This is a genomic window from Luteibacter yeojuensis (assembly GCF_000964085.1).
Lineage (GTDB): Bacteria > Pseudomonadota > Gammaproteobacteria > Xanthomonadales > Rhodanobacteraceae > Luteibacter > Luteibacter yeojuensis_A.
In genome coordinates this window covers 1-20,064 of record NZ_JZRB01000050.1, presented here as the reverse complement: position 1 = coordinate 20,064, position 20,064 = coordinate 1, and the positions used below count along the sequence as shown (strand labels likewise).

Annotated in this window: 16 protein-coding genes; 7 read left to right on the top strand and 9 right to left on the bottom strand. The window is 67.7% G+C overall.

Features of this window, described 5'->3' with window-relative positions:
- Nucleotides 1-22: 22 nt before the first annotated feature.
- Genes VI08_RS18065 through VI08_RS18045 form a run of 5 tightly spaced genes read right to left on the bottom strand, consistent with a single transcriptional unit; the run spans nucleotide 23 to nucleotide 4,675 of the window.
- On the bottom strand, nucleotides 23-625 hold the full coding sequence (locus tag VI08_RS18065) for a response regulator transcription factor (protein ID WP_045831028.1): 603 nt from the start codon (nucleotides 623-625) through the stop codon (nucleotides 23-25).
- Complete coding sequence (locus VI08_RS18060) at nucleotides 622-1,752, bottom strand: sensor histidine kinase (protein WP_045831027.1); 1,131 nt, start codon at nucleotides 1,750-1,752, stop codon at nucleotides 622-624. Before VI08_RS18060 ends, VI08_RS18065 begins: the two co-directional genes overlap by 4 nt.
- On the bottom strand, nucleotides 1,752-2,972 hold the full coding sequence (locus tag VI08_RS18055; RefSeq protein ID WP_045831026.1) for a sensor histidine kinase: 1,221 nt from the start codon (nucleotides 2,970-2,972) through the stop codon (nucleotides 1,752-1,754). Before VI08_RS18055 ends, VI08_RS18060 begins: the two co-directional genes overlap by 1 nt.
- Before the next feature lie 6 nt (nucleotides 2,973-2,978).
- A complete protein-coding gene (locus VI08_RS18050) occupies nucleotides 2,979-3,758 on the bottom strand; it encodes an ABC transporter permease (RefSeq protein ID WP_045831025.1) in 780 nt (259 codons plus the stop codon).
- Nucleotides 3,755-4,675 carry an ABC transporter ATP-binding protein gene (locus tag VI08_RS18045; protein WP_045831024.1) on the bottom strand — a complete coding sequence of 307 codons (921 nt, stop codon included), beginning with the start codon at nucleotides 4,673-4,675 and terminating at the stop codon, nucleotides 3,755-3,757. Before VI08_RS18045 ends, VI08_RS18050 begins: the two co-directional genes overlap by 4 nt.
- A 227-nt stretch (nucleotides 4,676-4,902) precedes the next feature.
- On the opposite strand from VI08_RS18045, the gene VI08_RS18040 reads away from it, so the two are divergent.
- From VI08_RS18040 to VI08_RS18025, 4 genes are all read left to right on the top strand, one after another.
- Nucleotides 4,903-6,399, top strand: coding sequence for an aminotransferase class III-fold pyridoxal phosphate-dependent enzyme (locus VI08_RS18040; protein ID WP_045831023.1), 1,497 nt, complete (start codon nucleotides 4,903-4,905; stop codon nucleotides 6,397-6,399).
- Between the two features lie 156 nt (nucleotides 6,400-6,555).
- Entirely contained in the window at nucleotides 6,556-6,864 is a 309-nt protein-coding gene (locus VI08_RS18035; RefSeq protein ID WP_045831022.1) for a PsiF family protein, read from the top strand.
- A 148-nt stretch (nucleotides 6,865-7,012) separates the two neighbouring features.
- Nucleotides 7,013-7,651, top strand: a complete 639-nt coding sequence (gene upp / locus VI08_RS18030; protein ID WP_045831021.1) for a uracil phosphoribosyltransferase — start codon at nucleotides 7,013-7,015, stop codon at nucleotides 7,649-7,651.
- A 230-nt stretch (nucleotides 7,652-7,881) separates the two neighbouring features.
- Nucleotides 7,882-10,617, top strand: coding sequence for a lamin tail domain-containing protein (locus VI08_RS18025; RefSeq protein WP_084621608.1), 2,736 nt, complete (start codon nucleotides 7,882-7,884; stop codon nucleotides 10,615-10,617).
- A 138-nt stretch (nucleotides 10,618-10,755) separates the two neighbouring features.
- Here the strand turns inward: VI08_RS18025 and pip are convergent, their stop codons facing one another.
- Both pip and VI08_RS18015 read right to left on the bottom strand, forming a co-directional pair.
- Nucleotides 10,756-11,709, bottom strand: coding sequence for a prolyl aminopeptidase (pip, locus tag VI08_RS18020; RefSeq protein ID WP_045831020.1), 954 nt, complete (start codon nucleotides 11,707-11,709; stop codon nucleotides 10,756-10,758).
- A gap of 39 nt (nucleotides 11,710-11,748) precedes the next feature.
- Entirely contained in the window at nucleotides 11,749-13,131 is a 1,383-nt protein-coding gene (locus VI08_RS18015; protein ID WP_045831019.1) for an FAD-binding oxidoreductase, read from the bottom strand.
- 124 nt (nucleotides 13,132-13,255) lie between these two features.
- Between VI08_RS18015 and serA the strand changes: the two genes are divergently transcribed.
- Nucleotides 13,256-14,491 (top strand): phosphoglycerate dehydrogenase, encoded by a 1,236-nt coding sequence (gene serA, locus VI08_RS18010; protein ID WP_045831018.1) that lies wholly within the window; start codon nucleotides 13,256-13,258, stop codon nucleotides 14,489-14,491.
- A gap of 17 nt (nucleotides 14,492-14,508) precedes the next feature.
- The gene (locus VI08_RS18005; protein WP_052698049.1) at nucleotides 14,509-17,298 is read left to right on the top strand and encodes an alpha-L-rhamnosidase; all 2,790 of its coding nucleotides are present in this window, start codon (nucleotides 14,509-14,511) and stop codon (nucleotides 17,296-17,298) included.
- Here VI08_RS18005 and VI08_RS18000 read toward each other — a convergent pair.
- Complete coding sequence (locus tag VI08_RS18000; RefSeq protein ID WP_232309590.1) at nucleotides 17,295-18,728, bottom strand: GGDEF domain-containing protein; 1,434 nt, start codon at nucleotides 18,726-18,728, stop codon at nucleotides 17,295-17,297. The genes VI08_RS18005 and VI08_RS18000 overlap by 4 nt on opposite strands.
- A gap of 211 nt (nucleotides 18,729-18,939) precedes the next feature.
- Here VI08_RS18000 and VI08_RS21510 point away from each other — a divergent pair, with 211 nt between their 5' ends.
- Nucleotides 18,940-19,467 (top strand): type II toxin-antitoxin system PemK/MazF family toxin, encoded by a 528-nt coding sequence (locus VI08_RS21510; RefSeq protein WP_198148998.1) that lies wholly within the window; start codon nucleotides 18,940-18,942, stop codon nucleotides 19,465-19,467.
- Between the two features lie 279 nt (nucleotides 19,468-19,746).
- On the opposite strand, the gene VI08_RS17995 is transcribed toward VI08_RS21510, so the two are convergent.
- On the bottom strand, nucleotides 19,747-20,064 hold a 318-nt coding region (locus tag VI08_RS17995; RefSeq protein WP_198148997.1), incomplete at its 5' end, for a transposase.

The following is a 20,064-nucleotide window of genomic DNA, read 5'->3' as shown; positions in this document are numbered from 1 at the left end:
CAGCGCGCCCGGCGTGGCGTGCCTAGAGCCAGCCTTTCTGGCGCGCCAGGCGGTACGCTTCGATGCGGTTGGCCGCACCCAGCTTGCCGATGGCCTCGGAGAGGTAGTTACGCACCGTGCCATGCGACAGGTTCAGCTGGGTGCCGATATCGCTGGCCGATTGCCCCTCGCCCGCCAGGCGCAGCACCTGGCGTTCGCGGTCGTTGAGCGGGTCGGCCTCCGACCAGGCCTCGAGCGCCAGCTGCGGATCGATCGCGCGGCCACCGCGATGCACCAGGCGTAGCGATTCCGCGAGGTTCTCGGCGGGCGCATCCTTCAGCAGGTAACCACTGACGCCGGCATCGAGCGCGCGGCGCAGGAAGCCTGGGCGCGCGAACGTGGTGACGATCACCACCTTGATCGGCAGCTCGTGGCGGTGCACGCGCTGGGCGATCTCCAGGCCGGTAAGGCCAGGCATCTCGATGTCGGTGACAAGCACGTCGGGCTTGAGCCGCTGCAGCTCGCGCCAGGCTGTCTCGCCATCGGGCGCGGAACCCAGCACTTCGATATCGGATTCCAGGTTGAGCAGCGCCGACAGCGCGCCACGCACCATGGCCTGGTCCTCGGCAAGCAGCACGCGGATCATGCGGCGCGCCCCGGCAGGGCCACGCGCGAAAGCGAGATGGCGAGGGCGGTGCCCTGCTTCGCCGGCGAGTCGATGGCGAGGCGGCCGCCGATCTGGCTGACGCGCTCGCGCATGCCCGAGACGCCATTGCCGTGCGCCGCGAGGCCGCCGCAGCCGTTGTCCGTTATCCGCATCGAGAAATCCTGTCCGTTCCGGGTGATGGTGACGCACGCTTCGGTGGCGCGCGAGTGGCGATGGATATTGGTGATGGCCTCGCGCAGCACCAGCGCGAGCGCGGCTTCTTCCTTCGGCGGCAGCTCGACGGCCTCCGGCTGCTCCACGCGCAATGAAATGCCCGATGCCTCGAGCATCAGGCGCGCGGAGACCAGCTCGCTGTGGAGGTCACCGGCGCGCATGCCGGTGACGGCGCTGCGCACTTCGCCGAGGGTGTGCCGGGCGACGCGCTCCACCTCTTCCATTTCCTGCTGCGCGCGGGCGGGGTCGACGAGCGCGAGGCGCCGCGCAAGTTCCGCCTTGAGCGTGATGAGCGAGAGCGTGTGGCCGAGCAGGTCGTGCAGGTCGCGGCCGATGCGCTCGCGCTCGGCCATGCGGGCGAGCCGGCCGATTTCCGCCTGGCTCAGCCGTAGCTGCACGTCGCGCCGTGCACCGCGCACGTAGAGGAAGTTGCTGAAGCCGGACGCCAGGCCACCTCCGGAGACAATGGCGACATGCATCCACGGCACATGGAACCACTGCACCCATGCGATGGTCACCACCGTGGCCACGGCGATACCGGCGAGCCAGACGTTCACCCGTTGCGCGAACCCCAGCAGCGCCAGGCCAATGACGACATAGCCCAGGGCAAGCGGATTGATGGGCCACAGCACGAAGCCCAGCACCACGATGGCGCCCGCGTGGAACGGCAGGCGCGCGACGGGCTGCACGTATACGCTGATGTAGGCGGCGAGATACACCGCGATGGACGCGAGTGTCGGCGCGAACCACGCCCAGTCGAACCCCTTCATCGCCAGCGGCGCCTGGATCAGCGAGATCAGCCAGAACACCTGCAGGCCGGCCTGCCAGCGCAGGTACAGCGGCGAGTGCAGGCTGCCCAGCAACGAATCAGGCCGGGCCGTGGGCAGGCGCATCACGACGCCAGCCGGTTGCCGCTGGGCAACGCCGGCGCGACGGCCGGCTTGCCGGCGAGGCGCTTGTCGGCGTCGGTCATGGGCACGCGGATGATGACGCGCGTGCCCTTGCCCTTTTCCGATTCCAGCGTGACGGTACCGCCCAGCGAACGTACCCGCTCGCGCATGCCGCACAGGCCGTTGCCTTCGGTGGCCGCCCCGCCGCGGCCGTTGTCCGCGATGCAAAGCACCAGGTCGTTGCCCACGACCTGCACCTTCGCCTCGGCCACGGAGGCCTTGGCGTGGCGGTGGATGTTGGTGACCGCCTCGCGTAGCACCAGCGCCAGTTCGTTCTCCATGCGCGTGGGCAACGCGGGGATATCCGAGACGTAGTCGAAGGCCACGGCCGACGAGCCCAGCAGCAGGCGGGCCGATGCCAGCTCGGCCGCCACGCCCGTGGCGCGGATGCCGGTAACCGCGGAACGTACCTCGGCAAGGGCATGGCGCGCCACGCGCTCGGCTTCTTCCATCTCGCGGCGGGCCGCCTCGGTGTCGCGATCCATCAGGCGGCGCGACAGCTCCAGCTTCAGCGTGATGAGCGAAAGGGTGTGGCCCAGCAGGTCGTGCAGGTCGCGGCCGATGCGTTCGCGCTCGGCCGTGGCGGCGAGGCGGCGCACTTCGTCGTGCGACAGTTTCAGTTCCCAGTCCTTCTGGCCGTTCATGCGGTAAAGCAGGTTCGCCGTGCTGACGGCCAGCGCGACGATGGTCATCACCAGCGCCACCTGCCAGGGCCAGTGCATGACGGTGAGCGCAAGCGCCACGAACACGGCGAGCACGGCGAGGGTGCGTGCCATGCATACCCTCGGCGAGCCCTGGAAGCCCATGAACGAGCAGGCGAAGATGACGTAGCACGCCCCGCCGCTGGCGTTGAAGCTCATGGCGGAATAGCCCACGAGCGCCATCGCGGTGGCGTACCACTTCGCGTGTGCCACCGGCCGGGTGTATGCCAGCGCATAGAGCACCAGGAAGGTCGGGAACGTGATGGCCGTGACCAGCACCCAGTGCGCGGGCAGCTTCGGCGTGAACACCAGGTCGCCGAACGCCCAGAACGACCAGACCAGGTTGAACAGCGTGGTGAAGCGCAATTTGCCCTGTGCCTTCAGGCGCGCCCACAGGGCGTCGGGGGCGGGCTGGTACCACGACGTGGGCATGGTGGGGTCCGTGCTGGGGCGTGCGGCCATGCTACTTCAACCGTGACGGGCCAGGCGACGCGCGGCCAGCGTCAGGAACACCGCCGTGAAACCGGCCAGCACCAGCGCATGCACCCACTCACCGCCCTGCCCCATGCCGATGGCCGACAGCGCCAGCTGGTCGAGGTGGTAGGCAGGCCACACCGGGGCGATGGCCTGGATCACCTTCGGCATCATCGGCAGCGGGAACCAAAGGCCCGAGAGGAACGCCATGGGCAGGTAGATGAGGTTGACCAGGCCGGGCGCACCCTGGCCCTTCGCGAGGGTGCCCACCAACAGGCCAAGCGAGCAGAACGGCAGCACGCCGAGGGTCTGCGACAGGTAGAACGCGGCGATGTGGCCCGCGCCCAGGTGCACGCCGCCACCGAACACGGCAAGGCAGATCATCAGCGTGGTGACGACGAAGGCCATCATCAGCGCCATGCACATCTTGCCGACGAGGTATGCGCCCGGCGGCATCGGCAGCGCGCGCTTCAGCGTGATCAACCCGTGTTCGCGGTCGATGGCCAGCGACACGCCAAAGCCGAACAGGCCGGGCGCCATGACGCCGAACGTGCCGTACGAGGCGAGCAGGTAGCGCGGCGCATCGGGCGAATTGTGCGCGCCCAGGATGATGCCGAACATGAGGTAGAACACCGACGGGAGCAGCATGGTCGGCAGCAGGAAGCCGGGCATGCGCAGGTAGCGGATGACTTCGGCGCGGGCTTCTTCCACGTACGCGTGGACGACGCGGCCCGTGCTCATGACGGGCGTGGCGGTGCCATCGAGGATGTTCATGCGGCCTCCCGGGCGGCGTCGGCCGCTTCGCTGTCGCGGGTGATTTCGGTGAACGCCTCGGCCAGGCCGGCGCGCTGCACTTCGAGTTCGGCAAGCCCGGCGTCCACCGCGAGCAGGCGGCGCACGAGCACTTCGGCATGCTGGGTGGCGATGACGAGGCGGCCCTGCTGCATCGAGGCATCCTCCACTTCGGGCCAGGCCTGCACGGTATCGAGCGGTACCGCGGTGAGGCAGCGGATGCGCCGGACGGCGACATGGGCGCGCAGGGCGTCCACCGTGCCCTCGGAGACGACGCGGCCCCGGGCGATGACGCTCACCCGGTCGGCCAGCGCCTCGGCCTCTTCGAGGTAATGCATGGTCAGCACCACCGAAGCGCCGGTGGCGACGAGGTTGCGGATGGCGTTCCACAGGCCCTGGCGGGCGCCCACGTCGAGGCCGGTGGTGGGCTCGTCGAGGAACAGCAGCTCGGGGTGCCCGGCCAGGGCCATGGCGAACTGCACGCGGCGCTGCTGGCCGCCGGAAAGCGCAACATAACGGCGCTCGAGCAGGTCGGTGATGCCGGCGATGGTGGCGCACTCGGCGACCGTGCGCGGGCGGGGGTAGTAGCTGGCGGTGACGCGGATCAGCTCGCGCACTTTCAGCGTCGGCGGCAGGTTGGCCGATTGCAGCATGACGCCGATGCGGCGGCGGGCGTCGATATCCTGCGGGTCGCGGCCGAACAGGCTTACGGTGCCACTGTCGGCGCGGTGCAGGCCCAGCAGCAGGCCGATGCTGGTGGTCTTCCCGGCGCCGTTGGGCCCCAGCAGCGCCAGCAGCTCGCCGCGGTGGATGTCGAGGTTGATGCCGTCCAGCGCGGTGACCGCGCCGTAACGCTTGTGGACGCCTTCAAGGCGGGCGATGCAGGTGTCGTGGTTCATGGTGTCCTCCCTTGCGACGCACCATAAAACCGCGCAACCCCTTGGCGGCAGTCGATTGCGTCATTGTGCGGATGTGACAAGCGTCACCCGGGGGTTACGGGCCCCAAAACCGCATGCTATGCTCAATGAATAATCCCTTTAAACATATATAGTTAGAGGCGATTAGCGGCGCAAATGCCGAGGCTGTGGGAGCGCGCTAGCGCGCGATGTTTTTTCCGAGGACAACCATGAACGTCATCGCTACCCTGCGCGAGATGCGCGACTTCGGCGGCAAGGCCCGCACCACCGGCCTGCCCGATGCCACCATCGAGCGCTTCGCCGCGCACGACGCCGACCTGCGCCGCGCGGTCGAAGAGGCCGCTGCCTACCACCAGGCCCTTCGCGCCGACATGGCCGACTTCCTGCGCATGGATGAGGCCGCGCAGATCCACCACCTGCAGCATGGCCTGGTGAACTTCTACCCCGATGACGGCGTGAACCCGTATGTGCCGGCCGCCGCGCGCGGCGCGTGGGTGGTGACCCTGAAAGGCGCCGTGCTCCACGACAACGGCGGCTACGGCATGCTGGGCTTCGGCCACAACCCGGAGCCCATCCGCGAGGCCATGTCGCGCCCGCAGGTCATGGCCAACGTCATGACCGCCAACGTCTCGCAGCTGCGCCTCAGCGAGGCCCTGCGCAAGGAGCTCGGCCACACCCGTGGCGGCAGCCCCTACACGCACTTCCTCTGCCTCAATTCCGGTTCGGAATCGGTCACCCTCGCCGGCCGCATCGCGGACGTCAACGCACGCCTCATGACCGACCCGGGCGCACGCCACGCCGGCCGCACCATCAAGCGCCTCGCGGTCAAGGGCGCCTTCCATGGCCGCACCGAGCGCCCGGCGCTGTATTCCGATTCATCGCGCAAGAACTACCAGCAGCACCTGGCCAGCTACCGCAACGAGGACACCCTCCTCACGGTGGAGCCGTACAACGTCGCCCAGCTGAAGCAGGTGTTCGCCGACGCCGAGCGCCACGGCTGGTTCATCGAGGCCATGTTCCTCGAGCCGGTGATGGGCGAAGGCGACCCGGGCCGCGCGGTCACGCCGGAGTTCTACGCCGCGGCGCGCGAGCTCACCCGCGATCACGGCACCCTGCTGCTGGTCGATTCGATCCAGGCCGGACTGCGCGCGCACGGCGTGCTGTCGATCATCGACTACCCGGGCTTCGACAAGCTCGACGCGCCGGATCTGGAAACCTTCTCCAAGGCGCTCAACGCCGGCCAGTACCCGCTGTCGGTGCTTGCCGTCTCCGAGCGCGTGGCCGGCCTGTACCGCAAGGGCATCTACGGCAACACCATGACGGCCAACCCGCGCGCGCTCGACACCGCGCTCGCCACCATGGCCGAGCTCACCCCCGCGGTGCGCGCCAACATCCGCGACCGCGGCCACGAGTTCATCAAGAAGCTCGATGCGCTGAAGTCGGAGCTGGGCGGCCTCATCACCAAGGTGCAGGGCACCGGCCTGCTGTTCTCGTGCGAGCTGGCGCCGGAGTTCAAGTGCTACGGCGAGGGCTCCACCGAGGAATACATGCGCGAGCGCGGCATCGGTGTCATCCACGGCGGCGCCAACTCGCTGCGCTTCACCCCGCACTTCCGCGTCACCAGCGCCGAGGTGGACCTCATCATCGACGAGGTGCGCCACGCCCTCCTCGAAGGCCCCCGCCGCTCGGCGGACAAGGCCGCCTGACCTGTAGGAGCGCGCTTGCGCGCGATGGGTGTTGCGGCATGCCCCATCGCGCGCAAGCGCGCTCCTACAGGTCGTTTTTTGGCCCCTCCCCACAGGTTTGAGAAAAAGCGTAAGCTCGCTGGCGCCGGGCTCACCGGCGTCACGTAGGGGTTCGCCATGCGCGTGCAGTGTCGTGTCCTAGCCGTTTCCGCCCTCCTCGTATTCGCCAGCAGCGGCGCCTTCGCCGCCGCCCAGGCCGCCAAAGACCCCACCCCGCAGCAACAGCGGATGAAGACCTGCAATACAGAGGCCGCCGGCAAGAAAGGCGACGACCGCAAGTCATTCATGAGCAGCTGCCTGAAGGGCGAGCAGCCGGCCAAGATGACCCAGCAGGACAAGATGAAAAAGTGCAACGTGGATGCCTCCGCCAAGAGCCTGAAGGGCGACGAGCGCAAGGCGTTCATGAGCACGTGCCTGAAGGGCTAGCGTCAGCTGTTTTGTTGCACTTTATGTGGGAGCGCGCTTGCGCGCGATGGGGCTTGCCGCAAGTACATCGCGCGCAAGCGCGCTCCCACAGATGAGCGGCCGCCCCATGCGACAATAAGCGAGTCTTCCGCCACCCCCTCGCGCGCCCATGAAAATCGTCGAAGTCCGCCACCCGCTCATCCAGCACAAGCTCGGCCTCATGCGTGCCGCGCACATCAGCACCAAGGAATTCCGCGAGCTCGCGTCCGAGGTGGCCTCGCTGCTTACGTACGAAGCCACCGCCGACATGGAAACCGAGACCAAGACCATCGAGGGCTGGGCCGGCCCCGTCGAGGTCACCCACATCAAGGGCAAGAAGGTCACCATCGTGCCCATCCTGCGCGCGGGCCTGGGCATGCTCACGGGCGTGCTGGAGATGATCCCCGCCGCGAAGGTCAGCGTCGTCGGCCTGCAGCGCGATGAAGAAACCCTGCAACCGGTGGCCTATTACGAGAAGCTGAGCGGCCGCCTGGATGAACGCACCGCCATCATCGTCGACCCCATGCTGGCCACGGCCGGCACCCTCGTCGCCACGGTGGATATGCTGAAGGCCGCGGGCGCGAAGCGCATCAAGGGCCTGTTCCTGGTAGCGGCCCCCGAGGGCCTGGAGCGCATCAAGGCCGCGCACCCGGATATCGAGATCTACACCGCCTCGATCGACGACCGCCTCAACGAGCTGGGCTACATCCTGCCGGGCCTGGGCGATGCGGGCGACAAGATCTTCGGTACCAAGCAAAAGCCCGTCTGACCCTCCCCCCCAAAAAAACTGTGGGAGCGCGCTTGCGCGCGATGGACGTACCCATGCCCCCATCGCGCGCAAGCGCGCTCCCACATAGCAGTGTCAGCGACCGGCGTCACATTCCCCTGTCACAAAACTACGCCAAAATCCTGCGGCGGACCTGACAGGGGGAGCGCCGCCGCAGGGGATCGCGGGCGTCTCGGGTCACGTACAACTCAACGACTCGAGGGGAACATCGAATGCGTTCGACCAAACAGCAGCGCGCCCTGTGGGCGGCGCTGGCAGGCCTCATGGCCGCCTCGTCGCTCCAGGCGGCGGATCTTTCCATCTCCCAGTTCCGCGTACGCGGCCCGGCCGGCGGCAACGACGAATTCGTCGAGCTGCAGAACAGCGGCACCACCCCGCTGGATGTCTCCGGCTACAAGCTCAACGCGTCGAACTCGGCCGGCACCACGGGCACCCGCTTCACCTTCCCGGCCGGCGTCACCATCGCCCCGGGCTGTTACCTGCTGCTGGCCAACACCGCCAGCGCCGGCTATTCAGGCAGCGTGGCGTTCGACCAGAAGTATTCCACCGGCGTCACGGATGATGGCGGTATCGCCCTGCTCGACGCCTCGGGCACGGTCATCGACCAGGTGGGCCTGAGCAGTGGCTCGGCCTACAAGCTGGGCACCCCGCTCGCCAGCCTGGGCAGCAGCAACGCCGACCAGGGCTATGGCCGCAAGACCAACGCCGCGGGCTTCCCGCAGTCCACGGGCGACAACAGCGCCGACTGGGTGAAGGTCGCGCCGACCACCCCGCACAACAGCGCCAGCACCTGCGTCGCGCAGGGCCCGAGCCTGTCGATCGCCGATGCGTCGGTCAGCCTGCGCAACGCCAATGACGTGCCGATGCCGTTCACCGTCACGCTGAGCCAGGCCGGCGCGGCGGACGTGACCGTGCACGCGGCCACCGCCGACGACACGGCCACCGTGGCCGCCGGCGATTACGATGCCGTCAACACCGACGTGACCATCCCGGCCGGCCAGACCACGGCCACCGTGACGGTGAACGTGCACGGCGCCAAGGCCGCTGGCGACGACAAGGCGTTCAAGGTGAACCTCACCAACGCCTCCGGTGGCGTGGCGCTGGCCAAGGCCACTGCCGTGGGTGCCATCCTCAACGAGATCCCGGTCGCCGCGGAGATCTGGCAGGTGACCGGCCAGGGCCAGGTCTCGCCGCTGCTCGGCAAGCGCGTCAGCACCAAGGCCAATATCGTCACGGCCGTGGGCCCCGCGGGCTTCACCATGCAGACGCCGGATAACCGCGCCGACGCCGACCCGCTCACCTCCAACGGCATCTATGTCTTCACCAGCACGGCGCCGACCGTGAAGGTGGGCGACCAGGTCGACGTCGAGGCCACGGTCGACAACTATTTCAACCTGCCGGAACTGAAGAACGCCGCCATCACCACGACGATGCACGGCGCCCGCCTGCCGAAGGCCGTGGTGTTCAACGACAAGGTGCCCTCGGCCGACCCGAACGCCCTCTCGTGCGGTACGACCAACTTCCAGTGCTACGTGGGCATGCGCGTCACGATCGATAACGGCATGATCACCACCGGCAACCTGCGTTTCAGCAACGAGCCGTTCGCCGAGGTGTATATCACCACCAACGGCCAGCGCTCGCTGCGCAAGCCGGGCGTGCGCTACACCGTGCCGGTGCCCGATGGCGTGAACCTGCCGAACTGGTCGGGCAACCCCGAGGTGCTGAAGATGAACACGGCCGATTTCGGCGCCGTGGCCGCCAACACCCCGTACAACGCCGGCACTACGTTCAAGGCAGAAGGCGTGATCTCGTACGCGTTCGGCGCGTACACCTTCATCCCGACCAAGATCACCATCAAGAAGGAAAACCCGCTGCCGCGCGCGGTGGATAACAAGCCGTTCTACGCCGTGCGCGTCGGCGCGCTGAACACCGAGCGCTTCTGCGATACGGAGTTCAACACCACGTTCACCTGCAGCGGCGGCAGCACCGAGCCCACCGCCGACGAAGTGAAGCTGAAGACGCAGCGGCTATCGGCCTACATCGGCAGCGTGCTGAAGCTGCCGGATATCCTCTCGGTGGAAGAGGTGAAGAGCCTCACCGTGCTGCAGGGCCTGGCCAAACAGCTGGGTGACGACTACCCGGCCCAGTACGAGGCGTTCCTGCAGCCGGGCCACGACCCGAGCGGCATCAACGTGGGCTTCCTGGTCCGCACCGACCGCGTCCGCGTCGTGGACGTGCGCCAGCTCGATGCCGACGCCACGTGGGATGACAACGGCAGCAGCTCGTTCCTGCACGACCACCCGCCCCTGCTGCTGACCGCCGACGTGCCGTCGATCATCGGCCGCATGCGCATCAACGTGATCTCGGTGCACCCGAAGGCCCGCCAGAACGTCGACAAGACGGGCACCACGGCCGACCGCGACCGCCAGAAGCGCTTCCTGCAGGCCCAGTCGCTGGCCAGGCAGGTGCAGATGCTGCAGACCGACCGCAAGAACCTCCTCACCCCGATCATGGTGGTGGGTGATTTCAACTCGTACCAGTTCAGCGATGGCTTCACCGACGTGGTGGGCCTGGTCTCGGGCAAGTACGACGACAGCCAGAACCTGCTGAAGCTCGGCAAGAACCTGGTCAAGCCCGCGCTTTGGAACGCCGTGGATTCGGTGCCGCAGAACGATCGCTATTCGTTCCTGTTCACCGAGAACTTCGGCAACATCCAGGGCCAGGCGCCGCGCTCGGTGCCCACGCACCAGGTGCTCGACCATGCGCTGCTCAACACCGTGGCGCGTGGCTTGTTCCTGCGCATGGAATACGGCCGCGGCAACCTCGATGCCCCGGTGCAGACGCTGGATGATTCGGCGAAGGAAACCGGCGTGAAGAAGGCCATCGGCTCGTCGGACCACGACGGCTTCGTGGTCGACCTGCTGACGCTGCCGTCGATCTTGTTCTAAAACGGTGATGTAAAAAGGGGCGCCCGGCTCTGGCCGGGCGCCCCTTTTTTGTGCGCGCTGCTTTTCTGTAGGAGCCCACTCCGTGGGCGACAGCTCTTCGCGAAAAACTGTCGCCCACAGGGTGGGCTCCTACAGGCGCTATGCGAAATCGTCGGTGGCGCGCACCAGCTCGCGGGTGATGCCCGGCTCGAACGCCGAGTGCCCGGCATCCTGCACCACGCGCAGTTTCGCCTCGGGGAACGCACGGTGGAGGTCCCACGCGCTACGCATGGGGCAGACCACGTCGTAGCGGCCCTGCACGATCACCGTGGGGATGTGGCGGATCTTGCCCACGTCGCGCAGCAGCTGGCCGTCCACCTCGAAGAAGCCGGCGTTGACGAAGTAGTGGCATTCGATGCGCGCGAAGGCGAGCGCGAACTCGTCCTCGCCGCTGGAGGCCATGTGGCCCTCGTCCTGGTACAGGTAGCTGGTGGCCGCTTCCCACACCGACCAGGCACGCGCCGCGGCGACACGCACGGCCGGGTCGCTGCTGGTAAGGCGGCGGTGGTAGGCGCTGATGAGGTCGCCATGCTCGGCCTGCGGGATGGCGGACAGGTAGGTTTCCCACGCATCGGGGTACAACTGGTCGCAGCCCTTCTGGTAGAACCATTCCAGCTCGCTGCGACGGAGCATGAAGATGCCGCGCAGCACCAGCTCGCTCACCTGCGCCGGGTGGGTCTGCGCATAGGCCAGCGCCAGCGTGGAACCCCACGAGCCACCGAACACCTGCCAGGTATCGATGCCCAGGTGTTTGCGGATGCGCTCGATGTCGGCGACGAGATCCCACGTGGTGTTCTCGGCCAGCTCCGCATGCGGCGTGGATTTGCCGCAGCCGCGCTGGTCGAACAGGATGATGCGGTATTTGGTCGGGTCGAAGAACCGGCGGCAGCGCGGGTTCGTGCCACCGCCCGGGCCACCGTGCAGGAACACCACCGGCTTGCCTTTGGGGTTGCCGCTCTGCTCGTAGTACAGCGTGTGCAGGTCGGACACCTTGAGCGAGCCGATGTCGTATGGCTCGATCGCCGGGTACAGGTCGGTGGAATCCTGGGCCATGGGGCTAAGTCCTTCGGGGAAAGGGGGAAAACCTCAAGGTTACAGGAGTTTCCCCGGGTTCATGAGGCCCATCGGGTCGAGCACGCCCTTGATACCCCGCATCAGGGCGATCTCCGCGTCGGAGCGGACGCTGCCCAGCCAGGGCTTCTTCACCAGCCCGATGCCGTGCTCGGCCGAGATGCTGCCCTCGTGCCGTTCCAGCGTATCGACCAGCAGGGTGGTCACGTGCTCGCACTGCGCGACGAAGGTGGCGTAATCAACCTCCGCCGGCTTCAGCACGTTGATGTGCAGGTTGCCGTCGCCGATGTGACCAAACCACACCACGTCCACGTCCGGGTAACCCTCGGCCAGCAAGGCCTGCATATCGGCCATGAAGGCCGGCACGCGCGAGATCCGCACGGATACATCGTTCTTGTATGGCTTGTACTTCGCGAGGCTTTCGGTGATGCCCTCGCGCAGGCGCCACAGGGCGGCGGCCTGTGCCTCGGATGACGAGATGACCCCGTCGACCACCCAGCCCTCTTCCATGCATTGTTCGAAGAAGCCCAGCGCCGCGGCCTCCGCGGCCTCGTCGCAGGCGTCGAACTCGGTGACCACGTAGAACGGATGGGCCTCGGCGAACGGTGCCTGCGCCCCGTGCGCCAGCACATGGTGCAGCGCACGGTCGGTAAAGAACTCGAACGCCTCCAGGTGCAGCCGGTGCCGCGCCTCGGCGAACACCTTCATCAACGCATCCATGGCCGGCACGGCCAGCAGCATGACCTGCGAGGCGGGCGGGGGCGACGTGAGCCACAGCGTGGCTTCCACCACGATGCCCAGCGTGCCTTCGGAGCCGATGAAAAGGTGGCGCAGGTCGTAGCCCGAGGCGTTCTTGACGAGGCCCTTGTTGAGGTCGAGCAGCTCGCCCGTGCCCGTCACCACCTTCAGCCCCGCCACCCATTGCCGCGTATTGCCGTAGCGGATGACACGGATGCCGCCCGCGTTGGTGGCAATGTTGCCGCCGAGCTGGCACGAGCCGCGGGCGGCGAAATCCACCGGGTAGACCAGGCCATGCTCGCGCGCGGCGTTGTGCACCGCCTCGAGGGCGATACCGGGCTGCACGGTAAGCGTGCGGTCGACCGGGTCGAAGGCCAGCACCTTGTTCATGCGGTCGAGCGAAACGACGAGCTCGCCGTGGGCGGCCACGGCGCCGCCGGAAAGCCCGGTGCGGCCACCCGACGGCACGAGGGCCACGCCGTGCGCGTTGGCCCAGCGGACGATGCCCTGCACCTCGGCGATATCGCCCGGGTACGCGATGGCCAGCGGCGCGGGGGGCCAGCGCCGGGTCCAGTCGCGGCCGTGGTGCTCCAGGTCGCCGGGGTCGGTGGACAGCTTCAGCCCGGGCAGCTGGCGGGCAAGGTCGGTCAGGCGCGGGTCGCTCATGGGGCTCTCACCAAAGGTTCCACCCGAGGGTGCCAGCGCCATCGCTCCCCGTCCACTGCGCTGCAACATCCGCGCCGCGATCTGGCATAGTCGGGGTTCTTTCACGTGGAGACCGGGCCAGGCCATGAAGCGCACGTCGTATCCGAAAGAGGACATCAAGGTGCTGCTGCTCGAAGGCGTCAGCCGCAGCGCGCTCGATGCGTTCCGCCAGGCCGGCTACACCCAGATCGAGTTCCACGAGAAATCCCTGCCCGAGGACGAGCTGCGCGAGCGCATCGCCGATACGCACATCGTGGGCATCCGTTCGCGCACCCACCTCACCGCCGAGGTTTTGGCCGAGGCCCGCCGCCTCATCGCCGTGGGCTGCTTCTGCATCGGCACCAACCAGGTCGATACCGCCGAAGCCGAGCGGCTGGGCGTACCGGTGTTTAACGCGCCCTACTCCAACACGCGCAGCGTGGCCGAGCTGGTCATCGCCGAGACGATCATGCTGATGCGCCGCATCCCGGAGAAGAACGCGCAGTGCCACCGCGGCGGCTGGTCTAAGTCGGCGGCCGGCAGCTTCGAGGTGCGCGACAAGGTGCTGGGCATCGTGGGCTACGGCCACATTGGCACGCAGGTGGGCGTGCTGGCCGAATCGCTGGGCATGCGCGTGATCTTCCACGACGTGGAAGCCAAGCTCTCGCTTGGCAACGCCCGCCCCGCCGCCAGCCTGGACGACCTGCTCGAGCGTGCCGACGTCGTCACGCTGCACGTGCCGGAGACCCCCCAGACGAAGCTGATGATCGGTGGCGCGGAGCTGGCCCGCATGCGCCCCGGCAGCATGCTGGTGAACGCGTCGCGTGGCACGGTGGTCGATATCGACGCCCTGGCCGACGCGCTGCGCAGCAAGCACCTCGCCGGAGCCGCCATCGACGTCTTCCCCATCGAGCCCAAGGGCAACGACGACCCGTTCGTCTCGCCGCTGGTGGGCATGGATAACGTGATCCTTACCCCGCACGTCGGCGGCAGCACCGGCGAGGCGCAGGAAAACATCGGCATCGAGGTCGCGTCCAAGCTGGTGCGCTACAGCGACAACGGCAGCACGCTTTCAGCGGTGAACTTCCCGGAAGTATCGCTGCCGGGCCACCTCACCAGCCGCCGCCTGCTGCACATCCACCGCAATATCCCGGGCGTGCTGTCACGAGTGAACGACGTGTTCTCACGCGCGGCGGTGAACATCGATGGCCAGTACCTGCAAACGTCGCCGCAGGTGGGCTACGTGGTCATCGACGTCACCACCACCGAGGAACACGCCGCGGCGCTGCGCAACGAGCTCGCCGCCATCGAGGGCACGCTGAGGGCACGCGCCCTGTACTAATCCACCAGGGAGCACCGATGCCCCGTTCGCCGATGCCGGCCGCGCTCGCGGCCACCGTACTGCTCGCCGCATGCGCCACGCGCCCCGCGGCCCCGCCGCCGGCCGCGAACACGCCGCCGCTCGTGACCACGCTGAGCCTCAACGGTGCCCCCGCGGCACCTGTGGGAGCGCGCTTGCGCGCGATGGGGCCTGCGGCAAGTGCATCGCGCGCGAGCGCGCTCCCACAGGGTGCCGATGCGCCGCGAGGTCTATTCGTGCTCGATGACCTCGCCCCGCGCTTCGGCTGGGCCAGCGAAAGCCTGCGCCGCGGCGCGACACAGGCCGCCTACGAACTCACCGTCGAACCCGTGTTCGGCGGTGGCCGTGCCTGGCATAGCGGCGTGGTGGCGTCCTCGCAGCAGGTAGGCGTGCCGTACGCCGGCCCGGCGCTGGTGCCGCAGGCCGGCTACCGCTGGCAGGTGCGCGTCCGCGACGACCGCGGCCAGTGGTCGGCATGGAGCGCGCCCGCGACGTTCGAGGAGGGCCTGGGCGCCGCACGCGAATGGCCGGCCGCATGGATCACCGGCGCGGCTGGCGCAAAGAGCCTGCCGCTGCTGCGCCGCGCGTTCACCCTCGACAAGCCCGTCGTCCGCGCACGCCTTTACGCCACCGCACGCGGTGCCTACGCCCTCCGCCTCAATGGCCAGCCCGTGGGCGATGAACGCCTCGCGCCCGGCTGGACCGACTACCACAAGCGCATCGACTACCAGGCCTACGATGTCACGGCTGCCTTGCGCGAGGGTGAGAACATGCTCGGCGCCATGCTTGCCCCGGGGTGGTACGCGGGGTCCATCGCCTCCTTTGGGCCGGGCAAGTACGGCAAGGAGCCCTCGCTGCTCGCGCGCCTGCGGCTCGACTTCGCCGACGGCAGCAGCCAGTGGATCACCACCGACGCCGCGTGGCAGGCGCATGCGGGGCCGCTGGTGGCCGCCGACATGATCATGGGCGAGGACCACGACGCGCGCCGCCTGCCGGCGCACTGGGACGAGCCGGGCGCGGCGGGCAAGGGATGGCGCCCCGTCCGCACGCTGGCGAACGCCGATGCCTTGCTGCAGGCACAGGCCGACGCGCCCGTGCGCGTCACCGAGACGCGCGAGGCCAGGCGCCTCGACCGCCAGCCAACGCAGGGCGCCACGCTGTACGACCTCGGCCAGAACATGGTGGGCGTGGTACGCGTTCGCCTGCACGGCAAGCCGGGCCAGCGCGTCACGTTGCGCTACGGCGAAATGCTCAACCCCGATGGCTCGCTCTACACCGCGAACCTGCGCAGCGCGAAGGCCACCGACCACTACACGTTCGGCCACGACGGCACGGTGGATTGGGCCCCCGCCTTCACCTTCCACGGCTTTCGCTACGTCGAGGTCAGCGGGCTCGACGACGCCCCCGCCGCCAGCGACATCCGTGGCGAGGTATGGGGCAGCGACCTGCCCGAAACAGGCGTACTCACCACCTCCAGCCCCATGCTCAACCAGCTGCTGTCGAACATCCGCTGGGGCCAGCGCGGCAATTTCGTGTCGATCCCGACCGATACACCCGCCCGCGACGAGCGCCTTGGCTGGACAGGCGACATCAACGTGTTCGCGCCCACGGCCAGCACCCTGGCCAATACCGATGGCTTCCTCACGAAGTGGCTGCGCGACCTGCGTGACACGCAGAAGCCGGATGGCGACTTCCCCGGCGTGGCCCCCGACCCCATCGGGATCGATGGCGGCACCGGCTGGGCGGACGCGTCGGTCACCGTCACGCACGCCGTGTGGCAGGCCTATGGCGATACGCACGTCATCGAGGAAAACTACGATGCGATGCAACGCTTCATGGCCCGTATCGAGGCGATCGCAGGGCCCGCGCTTTCGCGCACGCACGGCAACTACGGCGACTGGCTGCACCTCGACGACAAGACACCACTGGACCTGCTCGGCACCGCGTACCTCGCTTACGACGCGCGCCTGATGGCGGGCATGGCCCGCGCGATCGGCAAGGACGCGGACGCCACGCGCTACGCCACCCTGGCGACGAACGCCGCGGCGGCCTTCCAGCAGCGCTACATCCACGACGGCCGCACCCTCAGCGACAGCCAGACCTCGTACGCGATGGCCATTGGCATGCAACTGGTGGACGCGGCGCAGGCCACCCGGCTGGCCGGGCGCCTTGCCGAGCGCGTGCACGCGCGCCACGACCACCTGTCCACGGGCTTCCTCGGCACGCCATGGCTGCTCGACGCGCTGGTGCGTGGTGGCCACCCCGCGCTCGCGTACACGCTGCTGATGAATACGGACTACCCCTCGTGGGGCTACGAAGTGGTTTCGGGGGCCACCACGATGTGGGAACGTTGGAACTCGCTGGCACCCGACGGCCACTTCGGCGATGTCACCATGAATTCATTCAACCACTATGCGTACGGTGCCGTGGGTGACTGGATGTTCCGCACCATCGGCGGCATAGCACCGGCCGCGCCGGGCTACCGCGAGATCACCATCGTGCCGCTGCCGGGCGGTGGCCTCGGCCACGCCAGCATGCGCCTGGCATCGCCCTACGGCGACATCGCCTCGTCGTGGGCCGTGGACGGCGTGCACATGCGCGGCGATATCGCGGTACCGTTCAACACCACGGCCTACGTGACGCTACCGGCGGCACGCATCGACGACGTGACGGTGGACGGCCGGCCGCTCACGGCGGCCCCCGGTATCACGGGCGCCCGGGCCGATGCGCTGGGCGTGCACTTCACCACCGGCAGCGGTGTGTACCACTACACGGCGACGACGAACTAACCTTCCGCCACCACGCGGTGGCGGCCGCGTTCCTTCGCCTTGTAGAGGCGGCTATCGGCCACGCCGATGAAGGGCAGCACGGCATCGCCCTCGCCCGGTACCAGCGTGTTGACGCCGGCGCTGAGCGTGAGGCGCTTGTCGTGGCCCACCCCCGCGTGGGGGATAAGCGCCTTGTCGACCAGGTCGAGGCAGCGCCACGCCAGTGCCATGGCGGCCGCGGCGTCGGTGTTCGGCAGTAGCAGCACGAACTCTTCGCCACCGAAGCGGCACAACAGGTCGTCGCCGCTGCGCACGATGCCGGCAAGCGCGCGTGCCACGCGCTTCAGGCACTCGTCGCCCTCGAGGTGGCCGTAATGGTCGTTGTATTGCTTGAAGTAGTCGATATCGAGCACGACCACCGACAGCGGCTGGCGGGCATCGCGTGCCTCGCGCCAGCGCAGGTCCACCACCGCGTCGAAACGGCGGCGGTTGGCGACCCCGGTGAGGCCGTCCTTGAACGACAGCTCCTCGAGCTCGCGCTGCATGTTCAGAAGCTTTTCTTCGGTGCGCTTGCGTTCGCTGATATCGAACATGAAGCCGATCAGCGCGTTCGGCGTGCCATCGTCGTTGCGCACCACATGCACCACATCGCGGATCCACGTGAACTCACCGTCCTTGCGCAACGCACGGTAATCGGCCTCGTGGTCGATACCCGCCTGCGACTGCGAGACGCAGAAGTTGAAGACCCACTCGCGGTCTTCCGGGTGCATGCGATCGGCCCAGTCCTGCACCGTCTGCCAGCTTTGCGGGCTCCAGCCGAGCAGCTCTTCGATCTGCGGGCCGATGTACGCGAAGCGCAGCGTCGCCCAGTCGATCTTCCACGGGATGGCCCGGGTGGATTCGAGCAGGGTCTTATAGACCCCGAAATCTTCGGTGAGGATCGCTTGTTCGGTCGTGGTCATGTCTTCATCCAGCGCGACGCCCTCGAGGGGCAGCCCGGCCAGTAGTTCAAGGATCGCCAGCGTGTCCTCCGGTGCCTCCGCCAGGGCGGTGCAGCCATCGGGAACCTGGATATAGATGCGTGGCGCCCCGCCCTTCTCCCCGCGCACGTGCTCCATGAGCCACATGACGCTCTCAGGCAGGCTACGGCGCAACGCCTCGCGGTCGTAACGGCCGCGCATGCCCGCCTCGCCAAGGTACACCTGCTTCACGATGCTCGGCACTTCCCGGCCGCGAAGGGCCTCCTGGCAGGGGCTCGGGGTATACACGCCCGCGGTATCCACCTGCCCCACCGACGTCACCGGGTGGCCGGCGGCCGCCCACGCGGCATCGGGGGCCTCGCCCAGGGAGAGGTCCAGGAAAAATGGGTCGATTTGCTTGCTGTCGGCAACCCTTGCCTTCGCCTGCGCGAGCGCCTCGCGCGCCCGCCGCCGTGCTTCCGTTCCGGTCATCGCTAGCCCCCATGGCCCCCGGCCATGCCTTTTCGTCTGGGGATTATCGGCCAACGGGGTGGCATCTTGAGACGAACGTCACATTTCGCAGATTTATGGCGAAGGCTGCCAGCGAGGCGGAGGCCTACAGGAATTGTCGACACCCGCTGGCCGACCCACCCGGTGGGCAGGTGCTCTGATGGCACCTTCACGTAGACCAGAAGGAGTGGTCGTGGGCCTCAAGTTCCACCCTAAGCTTGGCGAGATCGTGCTGTGCAGCTTCCCATCATCGGGAAGGTGGCACCACGACGAAGCACTCAAGGGCGAGATGGTGAAAGATCGCCTCGTTGTCGTGGTGAGCAGAAAACTCGCGGGGCGTGGCAACCTCGCCAACGTGGTGCCCATCAGCATGACGCCTCCCAGCCCTGCGCATCCCTGGCACGTGGAAATCCCCACGCGGTGCATCCCGTCACCCGCAGCCATTGCTCGCCAGGGCGCGCGCTTTGCGAAGTGCGACATGGTCTGCACGGTGGCGCTAGCACGACTTCGTTACTGCAACACGTGGGGCAAAACGGGAGCTCAGGGACCATCTGGAACGCAGCCCCGGCAATCATCCAGGCTCGATGTTGAGACCCTTCGCAAGGTCAAGCGCGCACTTGCGTCCGTGTTCGAGATCGACCCCTCGCTCTTTCCTTATCCCAGGCCGAAAGCGGAAGCCAATGAAAACTGTGAGGAAATCCACGGGGCCGAGCGCGGTTGAATGGGAGGTTTGGCGGTGGCGCCTGGCTACCATTTGACGCACTGTCCAGCGCATCACTAGCATCCATCGCGTCGGGAACAATCGACCTGCGAGTCTGCAATGAAGAACCTTCGGGTTCGAGAGTTGCAGCAGGCGGAGAGCAATGACAAGCACTCCCAACCTTTTCTGCCTCGAAGCCAACGCTTCCTTCGGCCTGTCCCTCGAAGCCCCCGAGCTCCCGCCCGGGGGCTTCGTTGCATATGGGCCACGCCAGTACGTGGGCCACGCAAAAAAAAAGGTTCATCGTGGAATACCGGGGAACGCGGCGCGGATCTTCAGGAAGAAATACTCCTGATCCCGGTAGCCATAGGCCCGGCGTTTGATGACCTTGATGGTGTTGTTGATGCCCTCGACGATGCTGGTATTGAGGGGATGCCGGCATCGGGAAACTATCCCGTGCAGGTAGACCGAGATCCGCTGTGCAAAGAGCGCCAGCGCGGCGATCCCGCTGCGCTGGGCCTGTTCAAGCCAATTATCCCAGGCTTGCCGGGCCCAGCCCGGACGTCGGTAGAACCACAACCGCTTTAGCTCGTCGCGCATGAGATAGGCCGTGAGCAG